Genomic DNA, 23,976 nt, shown 5'->3' on the forward strand with positions numbered 1-23,976 from the left:
GGAGCCGTGGTTCCTTCTCGTATCCTTGCGGCATGAGGCGGACCTCCTTTGCCGACTGGCCCTGCTCCATCGCCCGCACCATGGATCTGCTGGGCGACTGGTGGACCCCGCTCGTGCTGCGCGAGGCGTTCTACGGGATCAAGCGGTTCGACACCTTCCAGCAGGAGCTGGGCATCGCGCGCAACACCCTGACCGACCGGCTGCGCCGCCTCGTGGACGAGGGCCTCATGGAGAAGCGCGCCTATCAGAGCGAGCCGGTCCGTTACGACTACGTACTCACCGAGAAGGGCCGCGACTTCTTCGGCGTGCTCGCCGTGATGAACAGCTGGGGCAACCGTTGGCTGAGCGGCGACGAGGGCGCTCCGGTCGTGTTCGAGCACGACCGCTGTGGGCACGAGGCCACGGCCGAGGTGGTCTGCGGCCACTGCAAGGAGCCGATGTCGGCCGCGGACACGCATGCGCGCCTGGGCCCCGGCTACCCGGCGCGGCTCGCCGAACGGCCCGACATCCGGGACCGTTTCAGCCGCTGAACCCTCTGTCTCACTTCGAGCGGCCGCACCCTTGACGAGTGAGTCTATCTACGCAACTCTCATGGTCAGGGGCTACGGAGTTGACTACAGAGAGGGCGACCCACGATGGAGTGGACAGGCGCGCGCTACGCGGACGGGCCGACGGCCGAGGTGCGCACAGAGATCGCCGCGTCACCGGAGCGGGTGTGGGAGCTCGTCTGCGACATCGGCCTGATGCCCACGCTGAGCCAGGAGCTGCGGTCGGTCGAGTGGCTGGACGGGACGACCTGGCCCGCGCTCGGGGCGCGTTTCGCCGGCCGCAGTGAGCATCCGTCGTTCGGCACGTGGGAGACCACGTCGTACGTGGTGGAGTGCGAGGCCCCGCGCGTGTTCGCCTGGGCCGTCGAGGACCCCGAACAGCCGAGCGCCGTCTGGCGGTTCAGCCTCCGGGCCGAGCTCGACGGCGGCACCGAGCTGACCCAGTGGGTGCGGATGGGGCCGGGCCGCTCGGGTCTGTCGTACGCGATCGACCAGATGCCGGAGAAGGAACAGAAGATCGTGTATGTACGGATGCGGGAGTTCGAGCGGAACATGACGGCCACGCTGGACGCGATCAAGAAGCTGGCCGAGGGCGGCGCTTCCGATCCGGCCGGGAAGGTGGGCGCCTGATGCGCACGTCGACGACCATCGAGGCGTCCGGGGCGAACTGGCGGGAGACCGTCGACTTCGTCACCGAGGCCGAGAAGCTGGGCATGGACATCTGCTGGGTCGCGGAGGCCTGGGGATCCGAAGCGCCGTCCCCGCTCGCCTACTTGGCGGCCCGCACGGAACGCATGCTGCTCGGATCCGGCATCATCCAGCTCGCGACCCGGACCCCGGCGGCCATCGCCCGCGCGGCGATCACCCTCTCGAACATCTCGGATGGTCGCTTCATCCTGGGGCTCGGACCGTCAGGGCCGCAGGTGATCGAAGGTCTGCACGGAGTGCCGTTCGCGCGGCCGCTGACCCGGATGCGGGAGACCGTGGAGATCGTCCGCCAGGCGGCCACGGGGGAGAAAATCTCGTACGCGGGACGGGAGTTCACCCTCCCGCTGCCCGGCGGCGAGGCGAAGCCCATGCGTCTGTCCATGCGGGCCGAGCACGAACTCCCCGTCTACCTGGCCACTCTCTCGCCCAAGATGCTGCGCCTGACCGGAGAGATCGCCGACGGCTGGCTGGGCACGAGCTTCGTCCCGGAGGGCGCGAAGGAGGCCTACTTCGACCATCTGGACGCGGGCCTCGCCGCCGCCGGCCGCACCCGCGGCGACCTGAACATCTGCCAGGGCGCCGAAGTCGCCTTCGCCGACGACGAGGACACGTTGCGCGCGATGGTCACGAGCCGCAAGGGCGAACTGGCCTTCAGTCTGGGCGGCATGGGGTCGGCCACCACCAACTACTACAACAGCGCCTACAGCAGGCAGGGTTGGGCGGACATCGCGGCCGAGGTCCGCACCTGCTGGCAGTCCGGTGACCGCGCCGGTGCGGCGGCCTTGATCACCGACGACATGGTCCTCGCCACCACCCTCATCGGCACCGAGGACATGGTCCGCGAGCGGCTGAGGGTGTGGCGCGACGCGGGCGTGGACACGGTCCGTTTCTACCCGGCTGGCGAGAGCCTTGAGGCGCGGCTCACGACTCTGGGACGGGCGATCCAGCTGGTGCGTGAGGTGGAGTAAGAGCAGGGGAGTGCTCCTGGCGCTCGGCCCTCAGGCGCCACAGCGACGTGACCTCTGCCGCGCGGGCCGCGTGCAGGGGGTCCGTGAGGTCGGATGCCCGGGGGTGGCGGGGCCGCGTGTCGAGGCGGCCCGCCACCCGCAGCCCCGCCGCCGCGATGGCCGATTCGAGCTCGCCGGGCGCGCGCAGGCCCAGGTGTACGGCCAGGTCCGACATGATCAGCCAGCCTTCGCCGCCGGGCAGGAGATGCGCTGCCAGGCCTGTCAGGAAGGCGTGGAGCATGGCGCCCTTGGGGTCGTAGACGCCCTGCTCCAAGGCCGAGTTGGGCTTCGCGGGGAGCCAGGGCGGGTTGCACACGACGAGGCCGGCGCGGGCCGCCGGGAAGAGTTCGCCGCCGGTGGTGATCTCCACCCGGCCGGTCAGGCCGAGGCGGCTCATGTTGCCGCGGGCGCAGTCCACCGCGCGGGAGTTGTTGTCGGTGGCCACGACGCGGCGGACACCCCGGTGGGCCAGGACCGCGGCGAGGACGCCGGTGCCGGTGCCGAGGTCGAAGGCCGGTGCGCCGAGCGACGCGGGGCGGGGCAGCGGGGCCTGCGCCACCAGGTCGACGTACTCACCCCTGACCGGTGAGAACACCCCGTAGTGCGGGTGGATCCGGGCGCCGATCGCGGGGACGTCAACGCCCTTGACGCGCCACTGGTGCGCGCCGAGCACACCGAGCAGCTCCCGCAGTGAGACCACCGACGGGGTGGTCCGTGCCGGGCCGTACGCCTCCTCGCAGGCGGCCCGGACGTCCGGCGCCCGGCGCAGGGCGAGCGAGTGGTCCGCGCCCAGCGGCACGAGGAGCCTGCCGAGCACGCGGGCCCGGTGGCCACTGGCACGGCGCTGGAGGTGGAAGGCGGCCTTCGCGGACGACGCGGACGACGCGTCCGGAGCCGCCTCCGGGGTCGCTGCCGGGGGCGCCGCTGCCGGGGTTCTGCGGTCGACTCGGCGGCCCATCGCCCGGAGCAGCTGGCGCGCCTGGTGGTAGTCGCCCTGCCACAGCAGGGCGGTGCCTTCGCAGGCCAGACGGTGGGCGGTGGACGCTTTCATGCGGTCGTCGGCCGGGACGACACGACGGGGCGCGGGCATTCCGGTCTCGGAGTGCCAGCGGGCGGTGTGCTCGGCGTCGCCGTCGATCCAGTGGATCCAGTGGATCTCGGACACAAATACTCCTCAGAAAGTGAACGTGCAGGGGCACGAACAGCACTTCGACGAGGAGCGGGAGCGGTCGGCTCAGGACAGGTGGTGCGGCTCCCGCGTCGAAGTGCGGGAGGTGTCGCCGAGCACCAGGCCGGGCACTGCGCCGAGCGTCATGGCGGGCTCCTTGAGGAGAGGGGTGCGAGGAAGGCGAATGTCTCACGCGGGGCAGTGACCCGGCAATCGACTTGTCGGGCCCTGGGGCCGCGACCTCGCTGGGGCCCGACCTGCACACTTCTTGATCGCCAACTACCCGTGCGGTAGGCGCTGTTGGCTCCGCGAACCCCCTGATCTAGCCTGGAATCCGCCTGAGGGGGAGACGAATGAGCGGAAGCGTCGAGCACACCCGGGACAGCAAACGGCCGGCTCCGGCGGGCAAGGGGGAGCGGGTCGCCGACTGGGCGGACGGTCGCCTCGGCATCAACACCCTCGCCAAGAGCCAGATGCGCAAGATCTTTCCCGATCACTGGTCCTTCATGTTCGGGGAGATCTGTCTCTACAGCTTTCTGATCCTGATCCTCACCGGCGTCTGGCTGACGCTCTTCTTCGAGCCCAGCGGGGCCGAGGTCGTCTACGACGGCGTCTACACACCGCTCAAGGGTATCCAGATGACCCGGGCGTTCGAGTCCACGGTCGACATCAGCATGGAGGTCCGCGGCGGTCTGCTGATCCGGCAGATCCACCACTGGGCCGCGCTCGTCTTCGTCGCCGCCATGCTCGTGCACATGATGCGGGTGTTCTTCACCGGCGCCTTCCGCAAGCCGCGCGAGGTCAACTGGCTGTTCGGCTGGACGCTGCTGTTCCTCGGGATCATCACCGGCCTCACCGGCTACTCCCTCCCCGACGACCTGCTCTCGGGCACCGGCATCCGCTTCGCGCAGGGCGCGATCCTGTCCGTGCCGGTCGTGGGAACGTATCTCTCCTTCTTCCTCTTCGGCGGAGAGTTCCCGGGGGACGCCATCATTCCGCGGCTCTTCAGCGTGCACGTGCTGCTGCTGCCAGGGATCATGCTGGGGCTCGTCGTCGCCCACCTGATCCTGGTCTTCTACCACAAGCACACCCAGTTCGCCGGGCCCGGAAAGACCGAGAAGAACGTGGTCGGGGCGCCCTTCCTGCCCATCTACGTCGCCAAGGCCGGCGGCTTCTTCTTCCTCGTCTTCGGCGTCCTGACGCTCATGGCCGCGGTCGCCACCATCAACCCCGTGTGGGTGATCGGGCCCTACCGACCCGATCTGGTCTCCACCGGCGCTCAACCCGACTGGTATCTGGGCTTCTCCGAAGGTCTGATCCGGGTGATGCCCAGCTGGGAGATCAACGCCTGGGGGCACACGCTCGAACTGGGCGTCTTCATCCCGTTCTCGCTCTTCCCGCTCATCCTGGCGGCGATCGCCGTCTACCCCTTCATCGAGGCCTGGGTCACCGGCGACAAACGCGAGCACCACATCGCGGACCGGCCGCGCAACGCACCGGTGCGCACCGGGCTCGGCGTGGCGTGGCTGACGCTGTTCGCCGTACTGATGGTCGGCGGCGGCAACGACATCTGGGCGACGCACTTCCATCTCTCCATCAACGCGATCACGTGGTTCGTGCGGATCGCCTGCTTCGTCGGCCCGGTGCTCGCGTTCTACGTGACACACCGATGGTGCATGGGACTGCAGCTCCGCGACCGCGAGAAGGCGCTGCACGGCAGAGAGAGCGGCACGATCAAACGGCTGCCGCACGGTGAGTACGTCGAGGTCCATGTGCCGCTCTCACAGGGCGAGTTGTACAAGCTGACGGCGCACGAGCAGCCCAAGCCGTACGAGATCGGCCCCGAGGTCGACGCCCACGGAGTGGCCCGCAAGATCACCCGCGGCGAGCGCCTGCGGGCACGCCTCGGACGGGCCATGTACGGACCGTCGGCGCAGGTGCCCAAGGCGACGCCCGAGGAGTATCTGGAGATCAAGCAGGGCGGCGGGGACGGGCATCACTGACCGCACTCGCCCCCGCGCACCGAACGAAGCTGATCGTGCCGCGGGGCGTAAGCCCTGCGGTTAGCCTCACGGAGTGACACAAGTACCGGAGAAGAAAGCCAAGTTGTACGCCATCAGCGATCTGCACGTGGCGTACGACGACAACCGGAAGTTCCTCGATTCCCTGCGCCCCGAGACTGACGAGGACTGGCTGATCGTGGCGGGGGACACCGCCGAGCGCATGGCCGACGTCGAATGGGCGCTGCGCACGCTCACCGGACGCTTCGCCAAGGTCGTGTGGGCGCCGGGCAACCACGAACTGTGGACGCCCCGCGACGACCCGATCCAGCTGCGCGGCGACGACCGATACCGCCACCTCGTCGACCTGTGCCGCTCCTTGGGCGCCGCGACCCCCGAGGACCCCTATCCCGTGTGGCGCGGCGAGGGCGGCCCGGTCACCGTGGCCCCGCTGTTCCTGCTCTACGACTACACCTTCCGCCCCGAGGGCACGCACACGAAGCGGGACGCGTTGGAGGCGGCCGAGGCGGCGGGCATCGTCTGCACCGACGAGATGCTCCTGCACCCCGATCCCTACCCCGGCCTCGACGACTGGTGCCGCGCCCGCGTGGCGTACACCGAGGAGAGGCTCGCCCGGCGGACACCCGGCATCCCCACGGTCCTGATCAACCACTGGCCCCTGGTGCGCGACCCCACCCGGATCCTGACCTACCCCGAGTTCGCCCTGTGGTGCGGCACCGAGCTGACGGCCGACTGGCACGTGAAGTACGAGGCGGCGGCCGTCGTCTACGGCCATCTGCACATCCCCCGCACCACCTGGCACGACGGAGTCCGCTTCCAAGAGGTCTCGGTCGGCTACCCGCGCGAGTGGCGCCGCGAACGGCACCCCGACCCGCGGCTCCGCCAGATCCTGCCGGAGCCGCGGGACGCCGCGGGATAGTCAGCCGGGCCGGGGCGCGTCGAGTCGGCGGGCGAGATCGACGAGGTCGGCGAGGCGCAGCACCCGGCCGGGCTCCGCGGAGCCCGGCAGCGGCACGTGCAGGGGAGCCGTCCAGGCCGCGGGGATGGCGTCGAGGCCGTGGCGGGCACCGGCCAGGGCGCCGGTGACCGCGGCCACGGTGTCCGTGTCGCCGCCCAGGTCGACCGCCGTGCGCACCGCTTCCTCGTACGACGCCGTGGTGCGCAGCGCCCAGACGGCCGAGCCCAGACAGGGCCAGACAGCGCCGTTGAACTCGGTGGCGTCGTCGGGATGCCAGCCGGGGGCCAGGACGAGCGCGTACCGGTCGCGGTGGTCCGGGTGGACCTGGGTCAGCGTCTCCGGGATGTGGGCCAGCGGATCGGCGCCCTCCAGTGTCAGCCGCAGCAGCTCGTGGAAGAGCGCCGTGCCCTCCCAGGCGGCTCGGTCGCCGTGCGTCAGGGCGGCGACGCGGCGCGCCGCCTCCATCGTGACCGCCCTGCCGTCGCGGGCGAAGAAGAGGGCCGCGGTGGTGGCGCGCATGAGCGAACCGTTGCCCGCGGCACGGGTGTTGACCTGGAAGTGGATCTGAGCGGCGAGGTCCCACGGCTGACCGTTGGTGAGGACGTCCTCCGTCTGGAGGCCGATGTCCTTGGGCTCCGCCGCCGCCCACCGCTGGAACCGGCCGAAGACGTCGGGCAGGTCCAGGCCCGCGTGCGCGAGCAGCGAGTCGGCGACATGGACGGCCATCTGCGTGTCGTCCGTCGCCTCCCCGCGGTCCCAGCCGCCACCGCCGCACATCTCCGCGCCCCGGCCGGGCTCCGGGAAACGCGCGGAGAAGTCACCCGCGAGCCCGAACTCGAAGGGCGCCCCCAGCGCGTCCCCCACGGCGGATCCGACGAGGGCGCCCGCGGCGCGCCGGGTGCGGTCAGGTTCGGGACTCATGGCGGCAGGCTAGCCCCGCTCCCTCCGTCGGGCGGCGTCACCCCCGCCCGAAGCCGAGCGACGCTTCCATCTGACGGTCAACGGCGAGCCCGAACTCCCGCAGCCAGTCGGGACGTACGGCCGCCATGCCGAAGCCCGAGGGAGTCGGCAGCGGACCGTGCGACAGGTCCTCCTCGCGGTAGCGGCGGCAGTCGCGGTGCCAGGTGTAGATGCCGGCCATCCAGTTCTCCAGCTCGCGCACATAGCCGTCGAGGATGTCCCGCGTCTCCTGTGGAAGGCCGAAGTCGTCGTACAGGGCCGGGAGTTCATGGGCCACGACGTGCTGGAACTGGCTCAGGCGCGACTTCATCAGGTCGTCGATGATGCCGAGCGCAGTCGGATAGTCGCAGCCGAAGAAGTTCTGGACGACGAGGATCCCGTTGTGCACCTCGCCCTCGTACTCGATCTCCTTCTGGTACGAGAACACGTCGTTCATCAGGGCCGAGTAGTCACTGGCCGAGTTCTCCAGGTTCTGCATGGGTCCCGTGCGGTAGATCTCCTGCGGCACCTGTGGGCCGTTGCCGAGACGGCACAGGCTCATCGTCAGCGGGGCGCCGAAGGTGAGGCGGCGCATCTCGATGTAGTCGACGGGGTCGGGGATGCGGTTCTGGGCCTGGTTGTCCAACTCCCAGAGCCAGCTTGCCGTCACGACCTCGATGGCGGTGCGCAGCGTGCGGCGTGCCTCCTCGTCCATCGGCTCCGCCGTGCGCACCCACAGATCGGCGAGGCCTCGCTCCAGGGCGTTCGTCGCCGCCGGCATGTCGGCGAAGTCCAGCGGCATGAAGAGCGAGAGCCGTTCGTCGCAGAGCTTGGCTCCCACGAGATCGCGGGGCCTGCCGAAGACCACGGGGAAGTAGTCGTCCCCGTACGTCCCCCAGGTCAGCCACTGCGAGCCCAGGTCGAGAGCTTCGAGGTCGGCGTCCGGATGGAGACCTGCCGCGCAGAGCGGGAAATCGTAGCCGTCCAGCTTGTGCGCGTCCCAGATGTCCGAACCCGGCACTCCGGCCTGGGGTTCGAGCATGCCCATCCGTGCCGCCCACTCCACGGTGCGTGGACGCGACGCCGCCAGGTGGGGCGAGAGCCTCGTCTCGAACGGCAGGTTGAAGTCGGGGAGTCGGGAAGGACCCACCCGGCGGAAGGGGACGTGCGTGTGGCCGCGCAGCCGCTCCGCGCCCGTGGCCGCGATCAGCGCCTTGATCCCGGCGGCCGACGTGCCGGGTCCCGTGGGCCCCGCGAACGGCGAAGGGGCGGTGTCTCCCTTGTTCATGTAGCGGCTGGACACCATGTGCCACTCGTGCCCGCCCGACTGCCAGTCCTGGAGGCCCTTGGTGTACGCGAGGACGTCCGCGCACTCCTTCGGGGGCAGCCCGGTCTCCGTGAAGAGCGGGGTCAGTTCGGTCAGCGCCGTGTTCTCGAACTGCTGCATCCGCGAGGTCAGGAGGTCGTTCACGGCATCCGCCGCCTCCTGCGTGGTGCAGTGGAGGAACGTCTCCAGGACCAGTACGCCATTGGAGAGTTCACCCTCGTCCTCGATCTCCCGCTGGTACGAGAAGAGGTCGTTGCGCAGGTGGACGGCGTCGGAGAACGTCTCCTTGAGGACGCGCAGCGGCCTGGAACCGGCGACGGCGGGCGGGACCTCGGCTCCCGTCGCGTACTCGACGAGCCCCGCCGACCAGGGCGCGCCGCCCACCTTGCGGCGCATCTCGATGTACTCGACGGGGTTGGCGACCCGGCCTTCGTTGATGTTCGAGAGCTCCCACAGGGACTCGTTCAGGAGATTCTCCGTGCTCTCGGCGAACCGTTTCCGCCAGTCCCGCGACATGTACGGCACCGTCCGCGCCCACAGGTCGGCGAGCCCCGCCTCGACCGGGTTCGTCGGCTCCGGCACAGGCGTGGAGAGGTCCATCGGCATGAAAGCGGGCAGCCGGTCGAGATAGGCCTTGCCGCCCACTCGGTCCTTAGTCCGCTTGAACAGTTCGAGGAAGTGGTCGTCGAAGAAGAACACCCACACATACCAGTCCGTGACCAGCGACAACGCGGGTCCGTCACAGTCCGGGTGGGTGTAGGCGCACAGCAGTGCGTAGTCGTGGGCGTCCAGGTCGCGCTGCTCCCAGACGCCCGACCCCTCCAGCATCCCCATGTCACGCGCCCACTTCCTGGAGTGCTCCCTTGCCTCTTCCACATGGGAGTTGAGGCGGGCGGGATGCGCCATGTAGAAGGCGGGCAGTTCGAAGGGCTGCGACATACGGCGTTCTCCTCGCGCGGTGGCGGACGGGCAGCGGAGCACTACCCGCGCGGGGGTGGCCGATGCGGTGCCCGGCGCAGCGTCACACCATCGCGTGACCCGCGGTGTTCAAACCCACCGCGCGCGTACGCGGAGTTCGGACGTTCAGGGCCCCGTCAGCGCACGGGTGCGCCGGGGCCGAGCGGGATGCCGAGCGCCCACCAGGCGAGGAACAGCAGCGTCCAGGCCACGGTCATCGCGACGGCGAGCGGCAGCGTGTACGAGGCGAGGGTGCCGAGCCCCGCCGACTTGCGGTACCGCTGCAGGAAACCGAGCGCCATCACGAAGTACGGACTCATCGGGGTGATGGCCGTCGAACCGGAGTCGGCGATGCGGAAGAGCGCCTGCGTGGTCTCGGCCGGGACGTCCACGAGCATCAGCATCGGTACGAGGACGGGGGCGGCCAGGGCCCACATCGCGGACCCGCTGGTGACCATGACGTTCACGAGGGTCAGCAGCAGCAGGATGAGCAGGAAGACGACCACGATGGGCAGTTGGCTGTGTTCGAGCAGCTCGGCCGCCCTGACGGCGAGGACGTCGCCGATGTGCGTCCAGTCGAAGTAGGCGAGGAACTGGGCGATCGCGAAGAACAGGACGAGGACCGGAGCCATCTGCTTGACGCCCTCGACCATCAGCTTCGGTACGTCGCCGGGTCTGCGGACGGACCCGGAGCTTGCCCCGTAGACGACTCCGACGAGCGCGAAGAGGAACGCGACGATCGCCGCGATGCCGTCGAGGAGCGGTGACTCGACGATGCTTCCGCCGTCGCCGCGCAGCGGCGACGCGGTCGGAAGGACGGCCGCGGTGAGGGCCGCGACGGCCACCAGGAAGGTGAGGCCCGCCCGGCGCAGGGCCGAGCGCTCGCGGTCGCTGAGGCTGAGCGTGCCGATGTCGTCGAGGTCGGCGTCCGGGTCGGCGTCGAGGTCGGGACGCTTGCTCAGGACGAAGCGCGTCACGAGGGTGATGACGGCGGCGAGCAGCAGGGAGGAGGCGATGTTGAAGAACCAGTTGCTCAGCGGCGAGACGTACGCGTCGTCGCCGCCCGCGATCTTCGCGGCGGTCGTGGTGATCCCGGCGAAGATCGCGTCGTTCGGCGTCGGCACGGGGCTCGCGTCGTAGCCGGACGCGATGGCGGTGTAGGCGACGACGATGCCGAGGACGGGCGAGCGGCCCACGGCACGGAAGGCGAGCCCGCCGAGTGGTACGAGGATGACGTATGCGGCGGCGGACGCGACGTGAGCCACCGTGCCCGCGAAGGCGACGGCGAAGACCACCCAGGAAGCGGGCACGCGGGAGACGCCGACCTTCATCAACGCGGCCAGGAATCCGCTGCGTTCGGCGACCGCGACGCCCATGATGACGACCACGATGGTCGCCATCGGCGGGAACGCGGCGAAGTTCTCGATCATCGTGGAGACGGCCATCGCGAGCCCGTCCCCGCTGAGCAGACTCCGTACGGCGACGCTCTTGCCGTCGCCCGGCGCGATGACGGAGACGTCGAACCCGGCGAGGATCGCGCTGATCACGGCGAGGACGCCGGAGAGTATCCAGAACAGCCAGAAGGGGTGCGGCAGCGCGTTCCCGGCGCGTTCGACGACGGCCATCGCGCGGATGATGCGGGGGAGCGGGGGCCCTTCGGGTGGTGGGGGTGGCGCGTCCGGCAGGGCGGGGGTCGGGGAGGACATGGCGGCTCCGCGGGGGAAGGGTGGGGAGGGGACGGTGGCGGCGGGTCAGCGCAGGTGGTGGCGGCGCAGGTCAGCGCAGGTGGTGGCGGCGTAGGAAGTTCCACAGGACCTCGTGGGCCTCGATGCTCTGGGTCGTGCGACCGCCGCCGCTGTAGCTGTCGGCGCCGGGCCAGGTGTGACCGCCGTCCGTGACGGCCACATGCCGGACCTCGGCGCCGTCGCCGCAGCCGACCCAGCGGGACACGGTGATGTCGGGCGCGGGCGTCCGGTCCGGGGTGCGGGCGCGGCAGCCGTTCCGGTCGGCCCAGGTGGTGAGCCAGTCATGGAGTGCGGGGAGGCCGCGGTCGACGTCTCCGGCGTACGGGATGGTGGCGTCACCGGTGCCGTGGAAGTCGATGACGGGAACCGGGCGCGCGGGTCGGCAGTTCTCGCCGGTCCCGGGATAGAAGGCGCCCGCGACCGGGGCGATCGCGGCGATCCGGTCGGACATCCGGCAGGCGAGGAGCGCGGTGAGCCCGGCGCCGTTGGACTTCCCGGTGGCGTACACGCGCCGCGTGTCCACGCAGAGGCGGTCCTCCAACGAGTCGAGCAGATCACCGGTGAACGCCACGTCGTCCACGCCGGGCGCGGCGTACGGAGCGCCCTGCCACGCCTGCCGCTGCCCGTCACCGGTGCCGACGACGCCCTCCGGGTACACGACGATCGCGGGCAGCGACGAGAGCTTGCTGAACTCCTCCGTGCGGCTGCCGGTGTTGCCGCGCCCGTGGAAGGCGAGGACGACGGGCAAGGCGCGGTCGCCCGTGTACTCCTCGGGCAGGTGCAGCTGATAGGTCCGGGGCAGACCGCCGCTGGTGAGATTGTGCGGGGCGGTGGTGCCGGGAGGCTGCGGGGCGCCCTGGCGGCAGCCGGGGACGCCGCCATGGGCGTACGAGGGAGAGTCCGGGGCAGCGGCAGAGGCCGAGTTCAGCCCCACCCCCGCGAGCAGGGTGAGACCGGCGATGACCGAGGCGGCCGTGCGGGATAGTGCGCGTTTCAAGGCAGGCTCCTTCCGCCGACGGCGCGGGGCGCGGGCGGCTGAGGGTGGGGAGAAATCAGTGACGGAGTGTCAGCCGGTAATGTCCAGCCACTCCTTGGCGAAGGTGACGATGCGGTGGACGGCGGCGTCGACGATCGCGCGGCCGTCCTCGGGCGTGGCGCGGCGCGGGTCGCCGAGTACGCCGTTGGGGCTGAGCCGGTCGTACGGCACGGTCAGGGCGGGGTGGCCGCCACGGCGTGCGAGTCGGGAGATGGGGTCGAGGTCGTCGTGGGTGAGGGACCCCGGGGTGAGTCGTCCGCGATGGACCAACTCCGGTGCGAGGTACAGCATTTGAGCGGTCTCGGCCTCGCCGCTGTGCCCGTGGACCTCGCTGGGCCGCATGGCCGCTACGGCTTCCGGGGCGAGCGAGGTCAGGGGTGTCCAGGCGAACCGCAGGCCGGGGTGGGTGACGAGCAGGTCCTGCGCGACGGTGGTGAGCGTGGCGTTGTTGCCGCCGTGCCCCGTGATCACGAGGATGTCCCGCCAGCCGTGCCGGTGCAGGCTGTCGACGTAGTCACGGACGAGCGCGGCCAGCGTCCCTGTCGACAGACTCACCGTGCCCGCGAAGGCCAGGTGATGCGGCGAGACCCCGATGCCGAGCGAGGGCCCGACCACGGCCCGCCCGGCAAGCTGCGAGGCGACGAGATCGGCGACATGCTCGGCCCTGATGGTGTCGGTGGCGAGCGGCATCCCGGGCCCGTGCTGCTCGAAGGCGCCGGCGGGAATGATGACGAGAGGACTGGCACGGACCGCGGTGGCGGCTTCGAGGGTGGTCATCTCGGCCAGGCGGTAGGGGTGTTGGGTGCTGGGCAGTGGGGGGTCGTGCGGCACGGCTGTGGGTGGCTCCCGCTCGGGGGGCACGTCGGTCGTGGGCTCGGGCGGGTCCTCCGCCGCTGTCGCGTGATCTTCGACTGCGTGTGGAGGATACGGGCGGGCGGAGACGTGATGGGGTCCCGTGATGGGCGACGGCCGGGGTTCGGGAGTGCCGCTCGTCGCCCCGCGGCTTTCGTGTGCCGGCGCTGCGTGCGCAGAGTCCGGGGAGTGGCGGCTGTTGGCTGGCGGAGGCTCCTCGGTGGGGTCGGGGGCGCCCGAGCGGGCGGCGGGAGCCTTCGGCGCCACGTCATGTGTGGGGGAGTCGTTCATCGGGCGCCCTCCTGCGGGAAGTCCGCCGTGGCCACGGCGTCCCGGATCGCCGTCAGGTGTTCGCGGGTGAGGCGTTCCGCCGCCGCCGCGTCGCCGGACCGCACCGCCTCGTAGATCTCCACGTGCTCCGCGTGGTCGCGCTCGCGGTCGTTATAGCGGTGCCGGATCTCCACCTGCTCGCGTGCCCGCACGTACAGCAGAGCTTCGACGGCCTCCCGGAGCAGCGTGTTGCCGCTGGCCGCCGCGAGCGCCACGTGGAAGTGCACCGACTGGCGCAGGGACTCCTCGGGCGGGAGCAGGGCGTTGCCCGAGGCAAGGTCCAACTGCCGTATCCCGTCAGCGGTTTGGGCGCGAGCGGCAGCCGCCGCGATCGCGGGTTCCAGGACGAGGCGGGCCCCGACCAGTTCAAGGACCGAGGCGCGGTCGCTGCGCGGCTGATGCGGGTTGGCCAGGAGTCTGCGGTCCACGCCAGGGCCCACGTACGTCCCTGAACCGTGCCGGAACTCCACCACCCCGGTGGCCTCCAGCCTGCGCAGCGCCTCGCGCACGGTCGGCGTGGTCACCTCGAAGCGGCGAGCGAGCTCGCGGGACGAGGCCAGCGCGTCGCCGGGGGTGAGGTGTTCGGTGCGGATGATCTCGACTATGTCGTCCGCCAGGCGCTCGGACAGGGAGGGCTGACTGCCGTAACTCATGAAGTGAATAAATCACTTGGTCTCTAGGCGGTCAATGGTCGTGACAGCGTCGGTTCACTTCCGGTCCCAAGGTGGGCCCCACGGTGGGACCGGCGGTGGGACCGGCGGTCGGTCCGGCGGTCGGTCCGGCGGTCGGTTCGCTGTGGGATCACTGCCTGACGCCCCCTTGTACACGGCATCTTTCTCGCTTTAGCCTGCTCGCGCTCAAGCGCTTGAGACCAGCCGCCACCACCCGCGTCCTCGCCCGAAGACAACGTTGCCACCCGGACACGTACGCACGACGAGGAGAACTGCCAGTGATTCAGCCGTGGTTCATGGACTCCAAGCTCGGCATCTTCCTCCACTGGGGGATCTACAGCGTGGACGGAGTGGCCGAGTCCTGGTCCTTCTTCGACGGGCGGATCCCCTACGACCGCTACATGGCGCAGCTCGACGGCTTCACCGCCTCCGCGTACGACCCCGACTCCTGGGCCGATCTCTTCGTCCGCTCGGGCGCGCGCTACGCCGTGCTGACCGCCAAGCACCACGACGGCGTCGCCCTCTGGGACACGGCGGCGAACGACCTGTCCGTCGTCAAGCGCACCCCCGCAGGCCGCGACCTCATCGCCCCGTACGTCACCGCCCTGCGCGCCCGAGGCATCAAAGTCGGCCTGTACTACTCGCACTTGGACTGGTCCCACCCCGACTACGCCACCGTGCGCCCCGACGGTCAGGACCCGGCCGAGCGCGGCAACCGCTACTCGATGCCCGCCGTCGACGAGGAATCCGAGGAGAGGTGGGCGGACTTCCTCGACTTCCACCGCGTACAAGTGCGCGAACTCCTGGAGCGCTTCGAACCGGACCTGCTCTGGTTCGACGGGGAGTGGGAGCGCAGTGCCGAGCAGTGGCGCATGGCGGAACTCGCCGACGAGATCCGGGCGCTCTCCCCGCACACCGTCGTCAACGGCCGCCTCACCGGGCACGGCGACTACGCCACCCCGGAGCAGGGCGTGCCCATCGAACCGCCGCGCCAGCCATGGGAGTTGTGCCTCACCGTCAACGACTCCTGGGGGTACCAGCCGCAGGACACCCACCACAAGTCACCGCGTCAGCTCGTCCGCATCTTCGTCGAGGCCATCGGAGGCGGCGGCAATCTGCTCCTCGACGTCGGCCCGAAGGAGGACGGCACCCTGCTCTCCGAGCAGATCGAGCGCCTCGAAGCGCTGGGGGAGTGGACGTCCCGGCACGCCGACGCGGTCTACGAAACGGTGCGAGGCCTGCCGCACGGCCACTTCTACGGCCCTTCGACGCTCTCCGCCGACCGCCGCACCCTGTACGTGTTCCTCTTCGACCGGCCCAACGAGTACGTGGTGCTGCGAGGTGTGCGCAACGGCGTGACGTCCGCCCGCGTGCTCGGCACGGACACCGTCGTCCCGCACGAGCGGGTCGGCGGCCTCGGTGACGTACCCGGCTGGGAGTACGTCCATCTCACCGACGACCAACTCGATCCGCTCTGCACGGTCATCGCCCTGGAACTCGACGGCGAGCTGGATCTGTACCGCGCGCATACGCGTGACTGAGCGCTCCCCTGGACACGCGGTTCATTCACCGCGGGCCAGTGAGGGCTGGTCGCGCAGTTCCCCGCACCCCTACGGGCGCGTCCCCCGGCGCGCCCCCTGACCCCACCCGCACCCCCATCCCGAAGTTCGGAGGCCCTATGCCCCGCACCACACGCGCTCTCAGACCCCGGACGGCGCTGCTCGCGCTCGTCGTCCTGGCGATCCCCCTGGCCCCGTCGGCAGCCGCCGCGCCGCCGTCGGCTCAGGAGGAGGCCGCTCAGGAGGACACCGTGACCCGCAAGCTCCCCGTCGTCTCCCCGACCCCGCAGCACATGGCCCGCGCAGGCGACGACGTGCCGCTCGCCCGACGCGCCGAACTCGTCGTCGGCGACGACACGGACGACGCGGCCCAGCGCCGCGTCACCCAGGCGCTGCGCGCCCACGGGGTGCGCGACGTCGACGTACGCGAGAAGGCGTCGGGCCGTGCCCCGCTGACCGTCCTGCTCGGCCCCGCGACCAGGCCCGACATCGCGAAGGCGCTCGGCGGGACGGAGGCGCCGGAGCAGGCCGAGGGGTACGCACTGCGGGCCGAGCATCGCACCGTCGCGCTCGGCGGCAAGGACGCGACCGGCCAGTTCTACGCGGCGCAGACCCTCGGCCAGCTCATCTCCGAGGGGCGGATAGCGGGCGCCGAGGTCTCCGACTTCCCCTCCATGCCGCTGCGCGGCAGTATCGAAGGGTTCTACGGCCCGCCCTGGACCGAGGCCGAACGCCTCGACCAGATGGACTTCCTGGGCGACACCAAGGCCAACACGTACGTCTACGCGCCCAAGGACGACCCGTACCACCGCGAGAAGTGGCGCGAGCCCTACCCGGCGGACAAGCTCACCCAGCTCGGCAAGCTGATCGACCGCGCGACCGCCAACCACGTCCGCTTCACGTTCGCCGTCTCGCCGGGCGGCTCCATCTGCTACTCGGACCCGGCCGACGCCAAGGCGCTCACGGCGAAGCTCCAGGCGATGTACGACCTCGGGGTGCGGTCCTTCTCGGTCCCGCTGGACGACATCAGCTACACCAAGTGGAACTGCGACACCGACAAGGCGAAGTTCGGCGAGCCCGGCCGTGGCCCGGCGGCCAAGGCACAGGTCGGGCTCCTCAACACCATCCAGCAGGACTTCATCGCGCGGCACGAGGACGCCAACCCGCTGCAGATGGTGCCCACGGAGTACGGGGACCTCACGGACACCGCGTACAAGCAGACGATGCGGGCCGAGCTCGACGGCGCCGTGGAGGTGATGTGGACCGGCACGGACGTGGTCCCGCCGGAGATCACCAACGCCCAGGCGGAGAAGGCCGCCGAGCTCTTCGGCCGCAAGGTGTTCGTCTGGGACAACTACCCCGTGAACGACTTCGCGCGTACGGCGGGCCGGCTGCTCCTCGCGCCCTACGACAAGCGTGAGCCCGGCCTGTCCGGCCACCTGAGCGGCATCGTGTCCAACCCGATGAACCAGGAGGGCGCCAGCAAGCTCGCCGTCTTCACCATGAACGACTTCTCGTGGAACGACCGCGGGTACGAGCGTGCGCGGTCGGGGCGGCAGGCGGCGCTGTATCTCGCCGGGGGCGATGAGCGGGTCGCCCGCGCGGTGGAGACGTTCGTGGACCTCAACCACGCGGCTCCGACGTTCGGCGAGACGAACTGGCAGCCGCAGTCCCCGATCCTCGGGGCGAAGCTGGACGCGTTCTGGAAGCGGTACGAGAGTGATCCCTCCGGGGCGGTACGCGCGCTGCGGCCCACCGCCCGGGAGATCGAGAAGGTCCCGGGGGTGCTGCGCTCCGGGGTGCCGGACGAGCAGTTCCTGCACGATGCGAAGCAGTGGCTGGACGCGACGGAGCTGTGGGGTTCCGCGATGCGGCATGGCCTTGCGGCGCTGTCCTTCGCCCAGGAGGGGGACTCTGCCTCGGCCGCGCGGGAGCGGGCCTCGATGGAGTCCCTCGCGGGACGGGCGCGGGCGATTTCGGTGGACCCGGCGGAGCATCATCAGCTGGGGGCGGTGAAGATTGCCGATCCCTACCTGGATGAGTTCGTGAAGGGGGTCCAGGACCGGACCTAGCCCCTGGGCTTCGTGGCGGATTCCTTTCCCGCCCGCCCACCCGTTTACCCGCAGTGCAGGTGGTGAGCGGGTGGGCACAACGCCGACGCCGCCGGGTGGCGGTGCAGCGACACGTTGCGGTAACTGTGACGTCAGTCAGGATCGCAACGCCGGGATTCATCTGCGGAAATAGCTACCCTGCAGATTGCGATCAGCGCAACGTCAAGGTAGCGTCACCGCCCATGCAGCAAGACCCCGAGGTAGCGGACCGAGTCCGCAAGGTCATCGCCGACGCCGGCGTGACGCAGCGCGAATTCGCCCGCCGCATCGTGATGGACCCCTCCAAGCTCTCCCGCTCCCTCGGCGGCACCCGCCGCTTCACCGCGGCGGAGCTGGCCCGCATCGCGGACACCGGCGGCGTGGACGCGGGCTGGCTCCTGGGCACCCAGGTCCAGGCCCGGACCGCGGCGCCCCAGGCCCGCCGCGAGCGCACCGCCCCAGCCCCGGCGGAAGGCGGTCGCCCCCTCCAGATCGTCCGCGAAACGGTGCGCCTCGTCGCCGAGCGCGGCTTTCACGCCGTACGCGTCGCGGACATCGCCGAAGCCTGCGCCACCAGCACCGCCGCCATCCACTACCACTTCCCCGGCCGCGACGACCTCCTGGAGGCCGCCGTCCGCTGGTGCATGGACGAGGACACCGCCCGCCGCGCGGCCCGCATCGCCGACGCGGCCGACGCCGCCGACGAACTGCGCCAGCTGATCGAGCTCCAGACCCCCCGTACCCCGCAGCAGCGCTGGCAGTGGAGCGTCTGGCTGGACCTGTGGGCGGAGGCCGCCCGCTCCACCGCCGTCGGACGGCTGCACGCCGAGTACTACCGGCAGTGGCGCTCGACCGTCGCCGACGTCCTCCGGCGCGGCGTCGACCAGGGTGTGTTCCGCCTCGTCGATCCGCAGTCCGCCGCGCTCCGGCTCACCGCGCTGATCGACGGCCTCGCCACCCAGGTGCTCGCCGCCACCCCCGGCACCGACGGCACGACCCCCGACGACATGCACGAGGCGCTGCTCGCGTACGTCGACGCGACCATCGCCGCGCCGCCGCGAGGCGACGCGTAGGAATCCGCAGCACGACAGCTTCCACAGCTTCCGCACCGCACCAACACCCCACCCCCGAGGGAGAGTTCACCATGCCCGTGAATCAAGACGTCATCATCACCGCTGCCCTCACCGGCGCGGGCGACACCGTACGCAAGAGTCCCCACGTCCCCGTCACGCCCGAGCAGATAGCCACCTCCGCCGTGGAGGCCGCCGAGGCCGGCGCCGCCGTCGTACACATCCACGTACGCGACCCCGAGACCGGTGACCCCTCGCGCGATCCCCGCCTCTACCGCGAGGTCGTCGAGCGCATCAAGGAGACCGGCACCGACGTCGTCATCAACCTCACCGCGGGCATGGGCGGCGACCTGGTCATCGACCCGGTCGAGCCGCTGAAGGAGCTCGGCGAGCTGCCCGGCACCGACCTCGTCGGCGGACTCGACCGCCTCCCGCACGTCGAGGACCTGCTCCCCGACATCTGCACCCTCGACTGCGGCTCCCTCAACTTCGGCGACAACCTCTACATCTCCACGCCCGACATGCTCCGCCAGGGCGCCAAGCGCATCCAAGAGCTCGGCGTGCGGCCCGAGTTGGAGATCTTCGACACCGGTCAGCTCTGGTTCGCCAAGCAGCTGCTCGCCGAGGGCCTGCTCGACAACCCCACCGTCTTCCAGCTCTGCATGGGCATCCCGTGGGGCGCGCCCGCCGACCCGGGCGTCCTCCAGTCCATGGTCAACATGCTGCCCGAAGGCGCCCAGTGGGCCAGCTTCGCGCTCGGGCGCATGCAGATGCCGTGGGTCGCCCAGTCCATCCTGCTCGGCGGTCAGGTCCGCGTCGGCCTCGAGGACAACCTCTACCTCGGCAAGGGCAACAAGGTCAGCAACGCCCAACTCGTCGAGCGTGCCGTGCAGATCACCGAGAACCTCGGCTCGCGCGTCGCCACCCCGGACGAGGCCCGCCAGAAGCTCGGCCTCAAGCGGTAGCACTTCGCTGGATCGCGCGGATATCAGGCTGCGGGCCGGCTGTGGCCGGTCGCGCGCTTCCCCGCGCCCCTTCGGGGCACGACCCCGCTCAGCAGCGCCCCGCAGCAACGAAAGGAACCCCCCCCCCCTCATGACCACGATCGCCCCTGAAGAAGTACGCCGCGTTGCCTGCGTCGGCGCCGGAGTAATCGGCGGCGGCTGGGTCGCCCACTACCTCGCCCGCGGCTACGACGTCACCGCCTGGGACCCCGCCCCCGACGCCGAGCAGAAGCTCCGCCGCCTCGTCGAGGCGGCCTGGCCCGCGCTGACCCAGCTCGGCCTCGCGGACGGCGCGTCGCAGGACCGGCTCACCGTGACGCCGACCCTCGAAGAGGCCGTCGCGGACGCCCAGTTCGTGCAGGAAAGCGCCCCCGAGAAGCTGGAGCTGAAGCGCGACCTGCTCGCGCAGCTCGACGCCGCCGCGCCCGCCGGAGTCGTCATCGCCTCCTCCACCTCCGGCTACCCGATGACCGACATGCAGACCGAGGCCGCCGATCCCGGGCGCCTCGTCGTCGGACACCCCTTCAATCCGCCCTACCTCATCCCGCTCGTAGAGGTGGTCGGCGGCGACAAGACGGCGCCCCACGCGGTCACTTGGGCCTCGCGCTTCTACGAGGTCGCGGGCAAGTCCGTCATCACCATGTCGAGCGAGGTGCCGGGCTTCATAGCCAACCGCCTCCAGGAGGCACTCTGGCGCGAGGCCCTGCACATGGTCGCCAACGGCGAGGCCACGGTGAAGGAGATCGACGACTCGATCACCGAAGGCCCCGGCCTGCGCTGGGCGTTCATGGGCCCCATGCTCACCTTCGCGCTCGCGGGCGGCGAGGGCGGCATGGCCCACATGCTCGACCACTTCGGCCCGTCCCTGAAGTCGCCGTGGACGCGCCTCGAAGCACCTGAACTCGACAAGGAGTTGTACGACTCCGTGGTCGCCGGATGCGACGACGCGGCGGACGGACGTACCATCGCCGACCTGGTCGCCGAGCGCGACCAGGGAGTCATCGACGTACTGCGGGCGACGGGACGCCTGCCGCAGCAGCGTGCGGCGAAGGAGGAGACCAAGTGAGCGAGCACCAGCCCCTGCCCCTCGTGCACCGGACCGTACGTCCGGAGTGGATCGACTACAACGGCCACATGAGCGAGGCGTTCTACGTACTCGTCTTCGGCTACGCCACCGACGCCATGATGATCGAGACCGGCCTCCACGCGGGCTACCGCGAGTCCACCGGCTGTTCCCTCTACACGGTCGAGGCACACATCCGTTACCTCGACGACGTCGCGGAGGGAGCCCACCTCGCCGTCCGCACCCGCATCCTGGGCGCGGACGCCAAGAAGGCACGCTTCACCCACGAGCTGTACGTTGTCGAGGAGGCCGACACGGAAGTGGGCCCGGACGCCACCCCGGTGGCGACCACCGAGCTCCTCGCCATCCACGTGGACCAGAACGCGGGCCGCGCGACCCCGTTCCCGGATCCGATCCGCGAACACCTGACGACCCTCGCGGAACCGGCCCCGGAGTGGGCGGGCCGCTCCATCACCGAGGTGCCGCGCCAGGCCTGACCGCGCTCAGATGTCGCAGCCGACGCCGTCCCCGTCCTGGTCGAGGTGACGCCCCTCACCGGGCTCGCCACGATGAACGGGGGCGGCTCCCGCTGCACGGTGCTAGCGCTCCAGCTCCTTGTGGGCGGTTTCCGGGAGTTTGAGATACACCGCTGATGACGCCAAGCAGAGCACGGCCACGTACCAGGGGAACAGGCCCGGTTCGCCGATCTCCTTGAAAAGGGTGCCCATGTACGGGGCGGTGCCGCCGAACAGTGCGACGGTGAGGGAGTACGGGAAGCCGATTCCCGCGGCCCGTACGCGGGCGGGGAAGACCTCCGCGTTCACGGCCGCCGAGATCGACGTGAAGCCGGTGAGCAGCACCATGCCCGCGCACTGCACCATCAGCAGCGAACCGAACGAGCCGTCCAGGGAGTGAAGGAGCGGCACGCTCAGGACGGCGAAGCCGATGCCGAAGAAGAGCAGGAGGGGCCTGCGGCCGAAGCGGTCCGAGAGCAGCCCGCCGACCGGCTGCAGCAGCGCGAAGAACGCGAGCGAGAGCGTGCCCGACAACAGCGCCTGGCTCTTGCTGATGTCGGTGTTGAGCTCGGCGTACGTCGGAAGGTACGACGTCCACGTGTAGTACGCGATCGTGCCGCCGGCCGTGATGCCGCAGATCAGCAGCGACTGGCGCGGATGCTTGCGCAGGGCGTCGAACAGGCCGGGGCGTTCGGACTCTTCCCGCGGCGCCCGGTGGGTCTCGTACGCGCCCTGCCTGATCCAGAAGCCGACCAGGCTCAGGGCCGCGCCGATGACGAACGGCAGCCGCCAGCCCCAGCCGTCCATCTGCCCGTCGGAGAGCGTGCTGACCAGCAGGGCCGCGACGCCGGACGCGGCGAGCTGCCCCGCGGTCGTCGACACGTACTGGAAGCTGGAGAAGAGACCACGCCGTCCGGGCCCGGCGGACTCGACGAGGAAGGTCGTCGACGCCGCGAACTCGCCGCCCACGGAGAGCCCTTGGAGCAGTCGTGCCAGAACGAGGACGACCGGCGCGAGCACTCCCACGGACGCGTACGTCGGCGTAAGGCCGACCAGCAGGCTGCTGCCGCCCATCAACAGGATCGTGACGGTCAGCGCGGCGCGCCTGCCGCGCCGGTCGGCGACCGCGCCCATGAGCAGGCCGCCGACCGGCCGCATGAAGAAGCCGACCGCGAAGACGGCGAACGTGGAGAGGAGGGGGACGAGGGAGTTGCCCGAGCCCTTGGGGAAGACCTGGTCGGCGATGTACGTCGCGAGGAACGTGTACGCGTACCAGTCGTACCACTCCACGGCGTTGCCCACCGACGCGGCGAGCAGCTGCCGGACGGGGCGGCGGGGCTGGGCAGGGAGCGCGTCGGTCTCGGCCGCGGTCTCGGTCTCGGCCACGGGGCGTCCGTGCCGGTGTTGCTGTGTCATGACCGCGACCATCCCCCGCCCGGCCCGTGCGCACACGTCCGGTGTGTTCAGAGTCTGTTCAAGGCTTGTGCAGGTCAGCCCGTCGTCGGCTTGTACGCGTAGACGGACGTGGTCACCAGGCACGGCACCGGCGGCACGACCTCGGCGCGCAGCGTGCGCCGCTCGGAGTCGTAGTCGACTCCCTCCGTCTCGAACGTGCCGGAGCAGATGCTCCGCTGCGGGACGGCGAACAGGCTCGAGACCTTCCCCGTGACGGGCTTCCCGTCGAGCGCGTGCTCCAGGTCGACCTGGAGCACGGGGCGGTCCTCGGGCCACAGCTCCTTCGACGCGTCGTTGGACGCGCAGACGAGACGGGTGTCCGAGACGAAGTCGCAGCCCTGGATGTCACGCACGGGCTTGTCGAGCGAGATCTGACCGGCCTGGGGGAGGGCGCCACCGGTGGGCGGGGTCGAGGAGTTGAGGAGCGGGGCGGGGAAGACCTGGAGTCGGTTCTGGTCGCCCCACTCGCCCGACACCAGCCACTGGCTGTCGGGCGAGACGGCCGCGAAGGAGTTGTTGAGCTTCTCGCCCGCGTCGAGCCGGTGCTCGTAGAGGTAGCGCTGCCCGCCGGGCGTCGTGACGGCGAACATCTTCGACTTCGCGTCGTCGCCGCCCTGATAGGCGTCGACGGTGTGGCCGTCGGCTATGTCCGGATCACCGACATGGCTCCACCCCTTGGCCCGAAGATCGAGCGGGATCGAAGCGAGGCCCCGGTAGAGGAGGCTGCCGTCGGCGCGGCTCGCGAGTCCCTGGCTGCCGGTGAGGGAGTTGACGTACGAGACGCCGGACTCCTGCCAGCCGCCGGGGGATCTCGGCGCCGCGTCGGCGGAGGGTTGGGCGGAGGCGCTGGTTCCGGCGGCCAGCGTCAGGGCGACGGCGCCGAGCAGGGCGAGGGATGGCTTCGCGATGGTCCTCGTGCGCGTCTTGTGGGGTGTCATAGGTGCGCTACCTCC

At 70.6% G+C, this 23,976-nt stretch carries 20 protein-coding genes and 1 pseudogene; 11 read left to right on the forward strand and 10 right to left on the reverse strand.

Features of this window, described 5'->3' with window-relative positions; all coding sequences use genetic code 11:
• Window positions 1-32 precede the first annotated feature (32 nt).
• From AC5P1C_RS22500 to AC5P1C_RS22510, 3 genes are all read left to right on the forward strand, one after another.
• Window positions 33-530: a winged helix-turn-helix transcriptional regulator gene (locus AC5P1C_RS22500; RefSeq protein WP_493867696.1), complete on the forward strand. Its 498-nt coding sequence runs from the start codon at window positions 33-35 to the stop codon at window positions 528-530.
• Between the two features lie 105 nt (window positions 531-635).
• Window positions 636-1,178, forward strand: coding sequence for an SRPBCC family protein (locus tag AC5P1C_RS22505; RefSeq protein ID WP_493867697.1), 543 nt, complete (start codon window positions 636-638; stop codon window positions 1,176-1,178).
• Window positions 1,178-2,224, forward strand: coding sequence for an LLM class flavin-dependent oxidoreductase (locus AC5P1C_RS22510; RefSeq protein WP_493867698.1), 1,047 nt, complete (start codon window positions 1,178-1,180; stop codon window positions 2,222-2,224). The genes AC5P1C_RS22505 and AC5P1C_RS22510 overlap by 1 nt, the downstream gene beginning before the upstream one ends.
• On the opposite strand, the gene AC5P1C_RS22515 is transcribed toward AC5P1C_RS22510, so the two are convergent.
• A complete protein-coding gene (locus AC5P1C_RS22515) occupies window positions 2,178-3,419 on the reverse strand; it encodes a methyltransferase (RefSeq protein WP_493867830.1) in 1,242 nt (413 codons plus the stop codon). The two genes, AC5P1C_RS22510 and AC5P1C_RS22515, sit on opposite strands and share 47 nt — an antisense overlap.
• A gap of 365 nt (window positions 3,420-3,784) precedes the next feature.
• Between AC5P1C_RS22515 and qcrB the strand changes: the two genes are divergently transcribed.
• Window positions 3,785-5,434 carry a cytochrome bc1 complex cytochrome b subunit gene (gene qcrB / locus AC5P1C_RS22520; protein ID WP_493867699.1) on the forward strand — a complete coding sequence of 550 codons (1,650 nt, stop codon included), beginning with the start codon at window positions 3,785-3,787 and terminating at the stop codon, window positions 5,432-5,434.
• A gap of 73 nt (window positions 5,435-5,507) precedes the next feature.
• On the forward strand, window positions 5,508-6,371 hold the full coding sequence (locus AC5P1C_RS22525; protein WP_493867700.1) for a metallophosphoesterase family protein: 864 nt from the start codon (window positions 5,508-5,510) through the stop codon (window positions 6,369-6,371).
• Here the strand turns inward: AC5P1C_RS22525 and AC5P1C_RS22530 are convergent, their stop codons facing one another.
• From AC5P1C_RS22530 to AC5P1C_RS22555, 6 genes are all read right to left on the reverse strand, one after another.
• Window positions 6,372-7,331 carry an ADP-ribosylglycohydrolase family protein gene (locus tag AC5P1C_RS22530; protein ID WP_493867701.1) on the reverse strand — a complete coding sequence of 320 codons (960 nt, stop codon included), beginning with the start codon at window positions 7,329-7,331 and terminating at the stop codon, window positions 6,372-6,374.
• Between the two features lie 37 nt (window positions 7,332-7,368).
• Window positions 7,369-9,615: a terpene synthase family protein gene (locus tag AC5P1C_RS22535; protein ID WP_493867702.1), complete on the reverse strand. Its 2,247-nt coding sequence runs from the start codon at window positions 9,613-9,615 to the stop codon at window positions 7,369-7,371.
• Between the two features lie 155 nt (window positions 9,616-9,770).
• On the reverse strand, window positions 9,771-11,339 hold the full coding sequence (locus tag AC5P1C_RS22540) for an AbgT family transporter (protein ID WP_493867703.1): 1,569 nt from the start codon (window positions 11,337-11,339) through the stop codon (window positions 9,771-9,773).
• Between the two features lie 70 nt (window positions 11,340-11,409).
• Entirely contained in the window at window positions 11,410-12,375 is a 966-nt protein-coding gene (locus tag AC5P1C_RS22545; protein ID WP_493867704.1) for a CE1 family esterase, read from the reverse strand.
• A 69-nt stretch (window positions 12,376-12,444) separates the two neighbouring features.
• On the reverse strand, window positions 12,445-13,245 hold the full coding sequence (locus AC5P1C_RS22550; protein ID WP_493867705.1) for a creatininase family protein: 801 nt from the start codon (window positions 13,243-13,245) through the stop codon (window positions 12,445-12,447).
• A 308-nt stretch (window positions 13,246-13,553) separates the two neighbouring features.
• On the reverse strand, window positions 13,554-14,249 hold the full coding sequence (locus tag AC5P1C_RS22555; RefSeq protein ID WP_493867706.1) for a FadR/GntR family transcriptional regulator: 696 nt from the start codon (window positions 14,247-14,249) through the stop codon (window positions 13,554-13,556).
• A gap of 299 nt (window positions 14,250-14,548) precedes the next feature.
• Here AC5P1C_RS22555 and AC5P1C_RS22560 point away from each other — a divergent pair, with 299 nt between their 5' ends.
• From AC5P1C_RS22560 to AC5P1C_RS22585, 6 genes are all read left to right on the forward strand, one after another.
• Window positions 14,549-15,808, forward strand: a complete 1,260-nt coding sequence (locus AC5P1C_RS22560) for an alpha-L-fucosidase (RefSeq protein ID WP_493867831.1) — start codon at window positions 14,549-14,551, stop codon at window positions 15,806-15,808.
• A 137-nt stretch (window positions 15,809-15,945) separates the two neighbouring features.
• On the forward strand, window positions 15,946-17,898 hold the full coding sequence (locus tag AC5P1C_RS22565) for a glycoside hydrolase family 84 protein (RefSeq protein ID WP_493867707.1): 1,953 nt from the start codon (window positions 15,946-15,948) through the stop codon (window positions 17,896-17,898).
• A 221-nt stretch (window positions 17,899-18,119) separates the two neighbouring features.
• A complete protein-coding gene (locus AC5P1C_RS22570; protein ID WP_493867708.1) occupies window positions 18,120-18,989 on the forward strand; it encodes a TetR/AcrR family transcriptional regulator in 870 nt (289 codons plus the stop codon).
• Window positions 18,990-19,060: 71 nt separating this feature from the next.
• On the forward strand, window positions 19,061-19,951 hold the full coding sequence (locus tag AC5P1C_RS22575; RefSeq protein ID WP_493867709.1) for a beta-keto acid cleavage family enzyme: 891 nt from the start codon (window positions 19,061-19,063) through the stop codon (window positions 19,949-19,951).
• Between the two features lie 130 nt (window positions 19,952-20,081).
• Window positions 20,082-21,056 carry a 3-hydroxyacyl-CoA dehydrogenase NAD-binding domain-containing protein gene (locus AC5P1C_RS22580; protein WP_493867710.1) on the forward strand — a complete coding sequence of 325 codons (975 nt, stop codon included), beginning with the start codon at window positions 20,082-20,084 and terminating at the stop codon, window positions 21,054-21,056.
• Window positions 21,053-21,550, forward strand: coding sequence for a thioesterase family protein (locus tag AC5P1C_RS22585; RefSeq protein WP_493867711.1), 498 nt, complete (start codon window positions 21,053-21,055; stop codon window positions 21,548-21,550). The genes AC5P1C_RS22580 and AC5P1C_RS22585 overlap by 4 nt, the downstream gene beginning before the upstream one ends.
• A 6-nt stretch (window positions 21,551-21,556) precedes the next feature.
• Here the strand turns inward: AC5P1C_RS22585 and AC5P1C_RS22590 are convergent.
• The 3 genes and pseudogenes from AC5P1C_RS22590 to AC5P1C_RS22600 all read right to left on the reverse strand — a co-directional run.
• Window positions 21,557-21,649: pseudogene (locus AC5P1C_RS22590) on the reverse strand (excalibur calcium-binding domain-containing protein); the annotation flags it as partial.
• Between the two features lie 3 nt (window positions 21,650-21,652).
• The gene (locus AC5P1C_RS22595; RefSeq protein WP_493867712.1) at window positions 21,653-22,984 is read right to left on the reverse strand and encodes an MFS transporter; all 1,332 of its coding nucleotides are present in this window, start codon (window positions 22,982-22,984) and stop codon (window positions 21,653-21,655) included.
• 74 nt (window positions 22,985-23,058) lie between these two features.
• Complete coding sequence (locus AC5P1C_RS22600; protein ID WP_493867713.1) at window positions 23,059-23,961, reverse strand: hypothetical protein; 903 nt, start codon at window positions 23,959-23,961, stop codon at window positions 23,059-23,061.
• Window positions 23,962-23,976: the final 15 nt, after the last annotated feature.

This window comes from Streptomyces sp. A18, from assembly GCF_059026065.1.

Excerpts from the sequence above, each read along its gene's own strand:
- AC5P1C_RS22565 (WP_493867707.1), top strand. The coding sequence starts at position 15,946 with ATGCCCCGCACCACACGCGCTCTCAGACCCCGGACGGCGCTGCTCGCG.
- AC5P1C_RS22595 (WP_493867712.1), bottom strand. The coding sequence starts at position 22,984 with ATGACACAGCAACACCGGCACGGACGCCCCGTGGCCGAGACCGAGACC.
- AC5P1C_RS22540 (WP_493867703.1), bottom strand. The coding sequence starts at position 11,339 with ATGTCCTCCCCGACCCCCGCCCTGCCGGACGCGCCACCCCCACCACCC.
- AC5P1C_RS22580 (WP_493867710.1), top strand. The coding sequence starts at position 20,082 with ATGACCACGATCGCCCCTGAAGAAGTACGCCGCGTTGCCTGCGTCGGC.
- AC5P1C_RS22535 (WP_493867702.1), bottom strand. The coding sequence starts at position 9,615 with ATGTCGCAGCCCTTCGAACTGCCCGCCTTCTACATGGCGCATCCCGCC.
- AC5P1C_RS22505 (WP_493867697.1), top strand. The coding sequence starts at position 636 with ATGGAGTGGACAGGCGCGCGCTACGCGGACGGGCCGACGGCCGAGGTG.
- AC5P1C_RS22510 (WP_493867698.1), top strand. The coding sequence starts at position 1,178 with ATGCGCACGTCGACGACCATCGAGGCGTCCGGGGCGAACTGGCGGGAG.
- AC5P1C_RS22500 (WP_493867696.1), top strand. The coding sequence starts at position 33 with ATGAGGCGGACCTCCTTTGCCGACTGGCCCTGCTCCATCGCCCGCACC.
- AC5P1C_RS22555 (WP_493867706.1), bottom strand. The coding sequence starts at position 14,249 with ATGAGTTACGGCAGTCAGCCCTCCCTGTCCGAGCGCCTGGCGGACGAC.
- AC5P1C_RS22570 (WP_493867708.1), top strand. The coding sequence starts at position 18,120 with ATGCAGCAAGACCCCGAGGTAGCGGACCGAGTCCGCAAGGTCATCGCC.
- qcrB (WP_493867699.1), top strand. The coding sequence starts at position 3,785 with ATGAGCGGAAGCGTCGAGCACACCCGGGACAGCAAACGGCCGGCTCCG.
- AC5P1C_RS22530 (WP_493867701.1), bottom strand. The coding sequence starts at position 7,331 with ATGAGTCCCGAACCTGACCGCACCCGGCGCGCCGCGGGCGCCCTCGTC.
- AC5P1C_RS22600 (WP_493867713.1), bottom strand. The coding sequence starts at position 23,961 with ATGACACCCCACAAGACGCGCACGAGGACCATCGCGAAGCCATCCCTC.
- AC5P1C_RS22575 (WP_493867709.1), top strand. The coding sequence starts at position 19,061 with ATGCCCGTGAATCAAGACGTCATCATCACCGCTGCCCTCACCGGCGCG.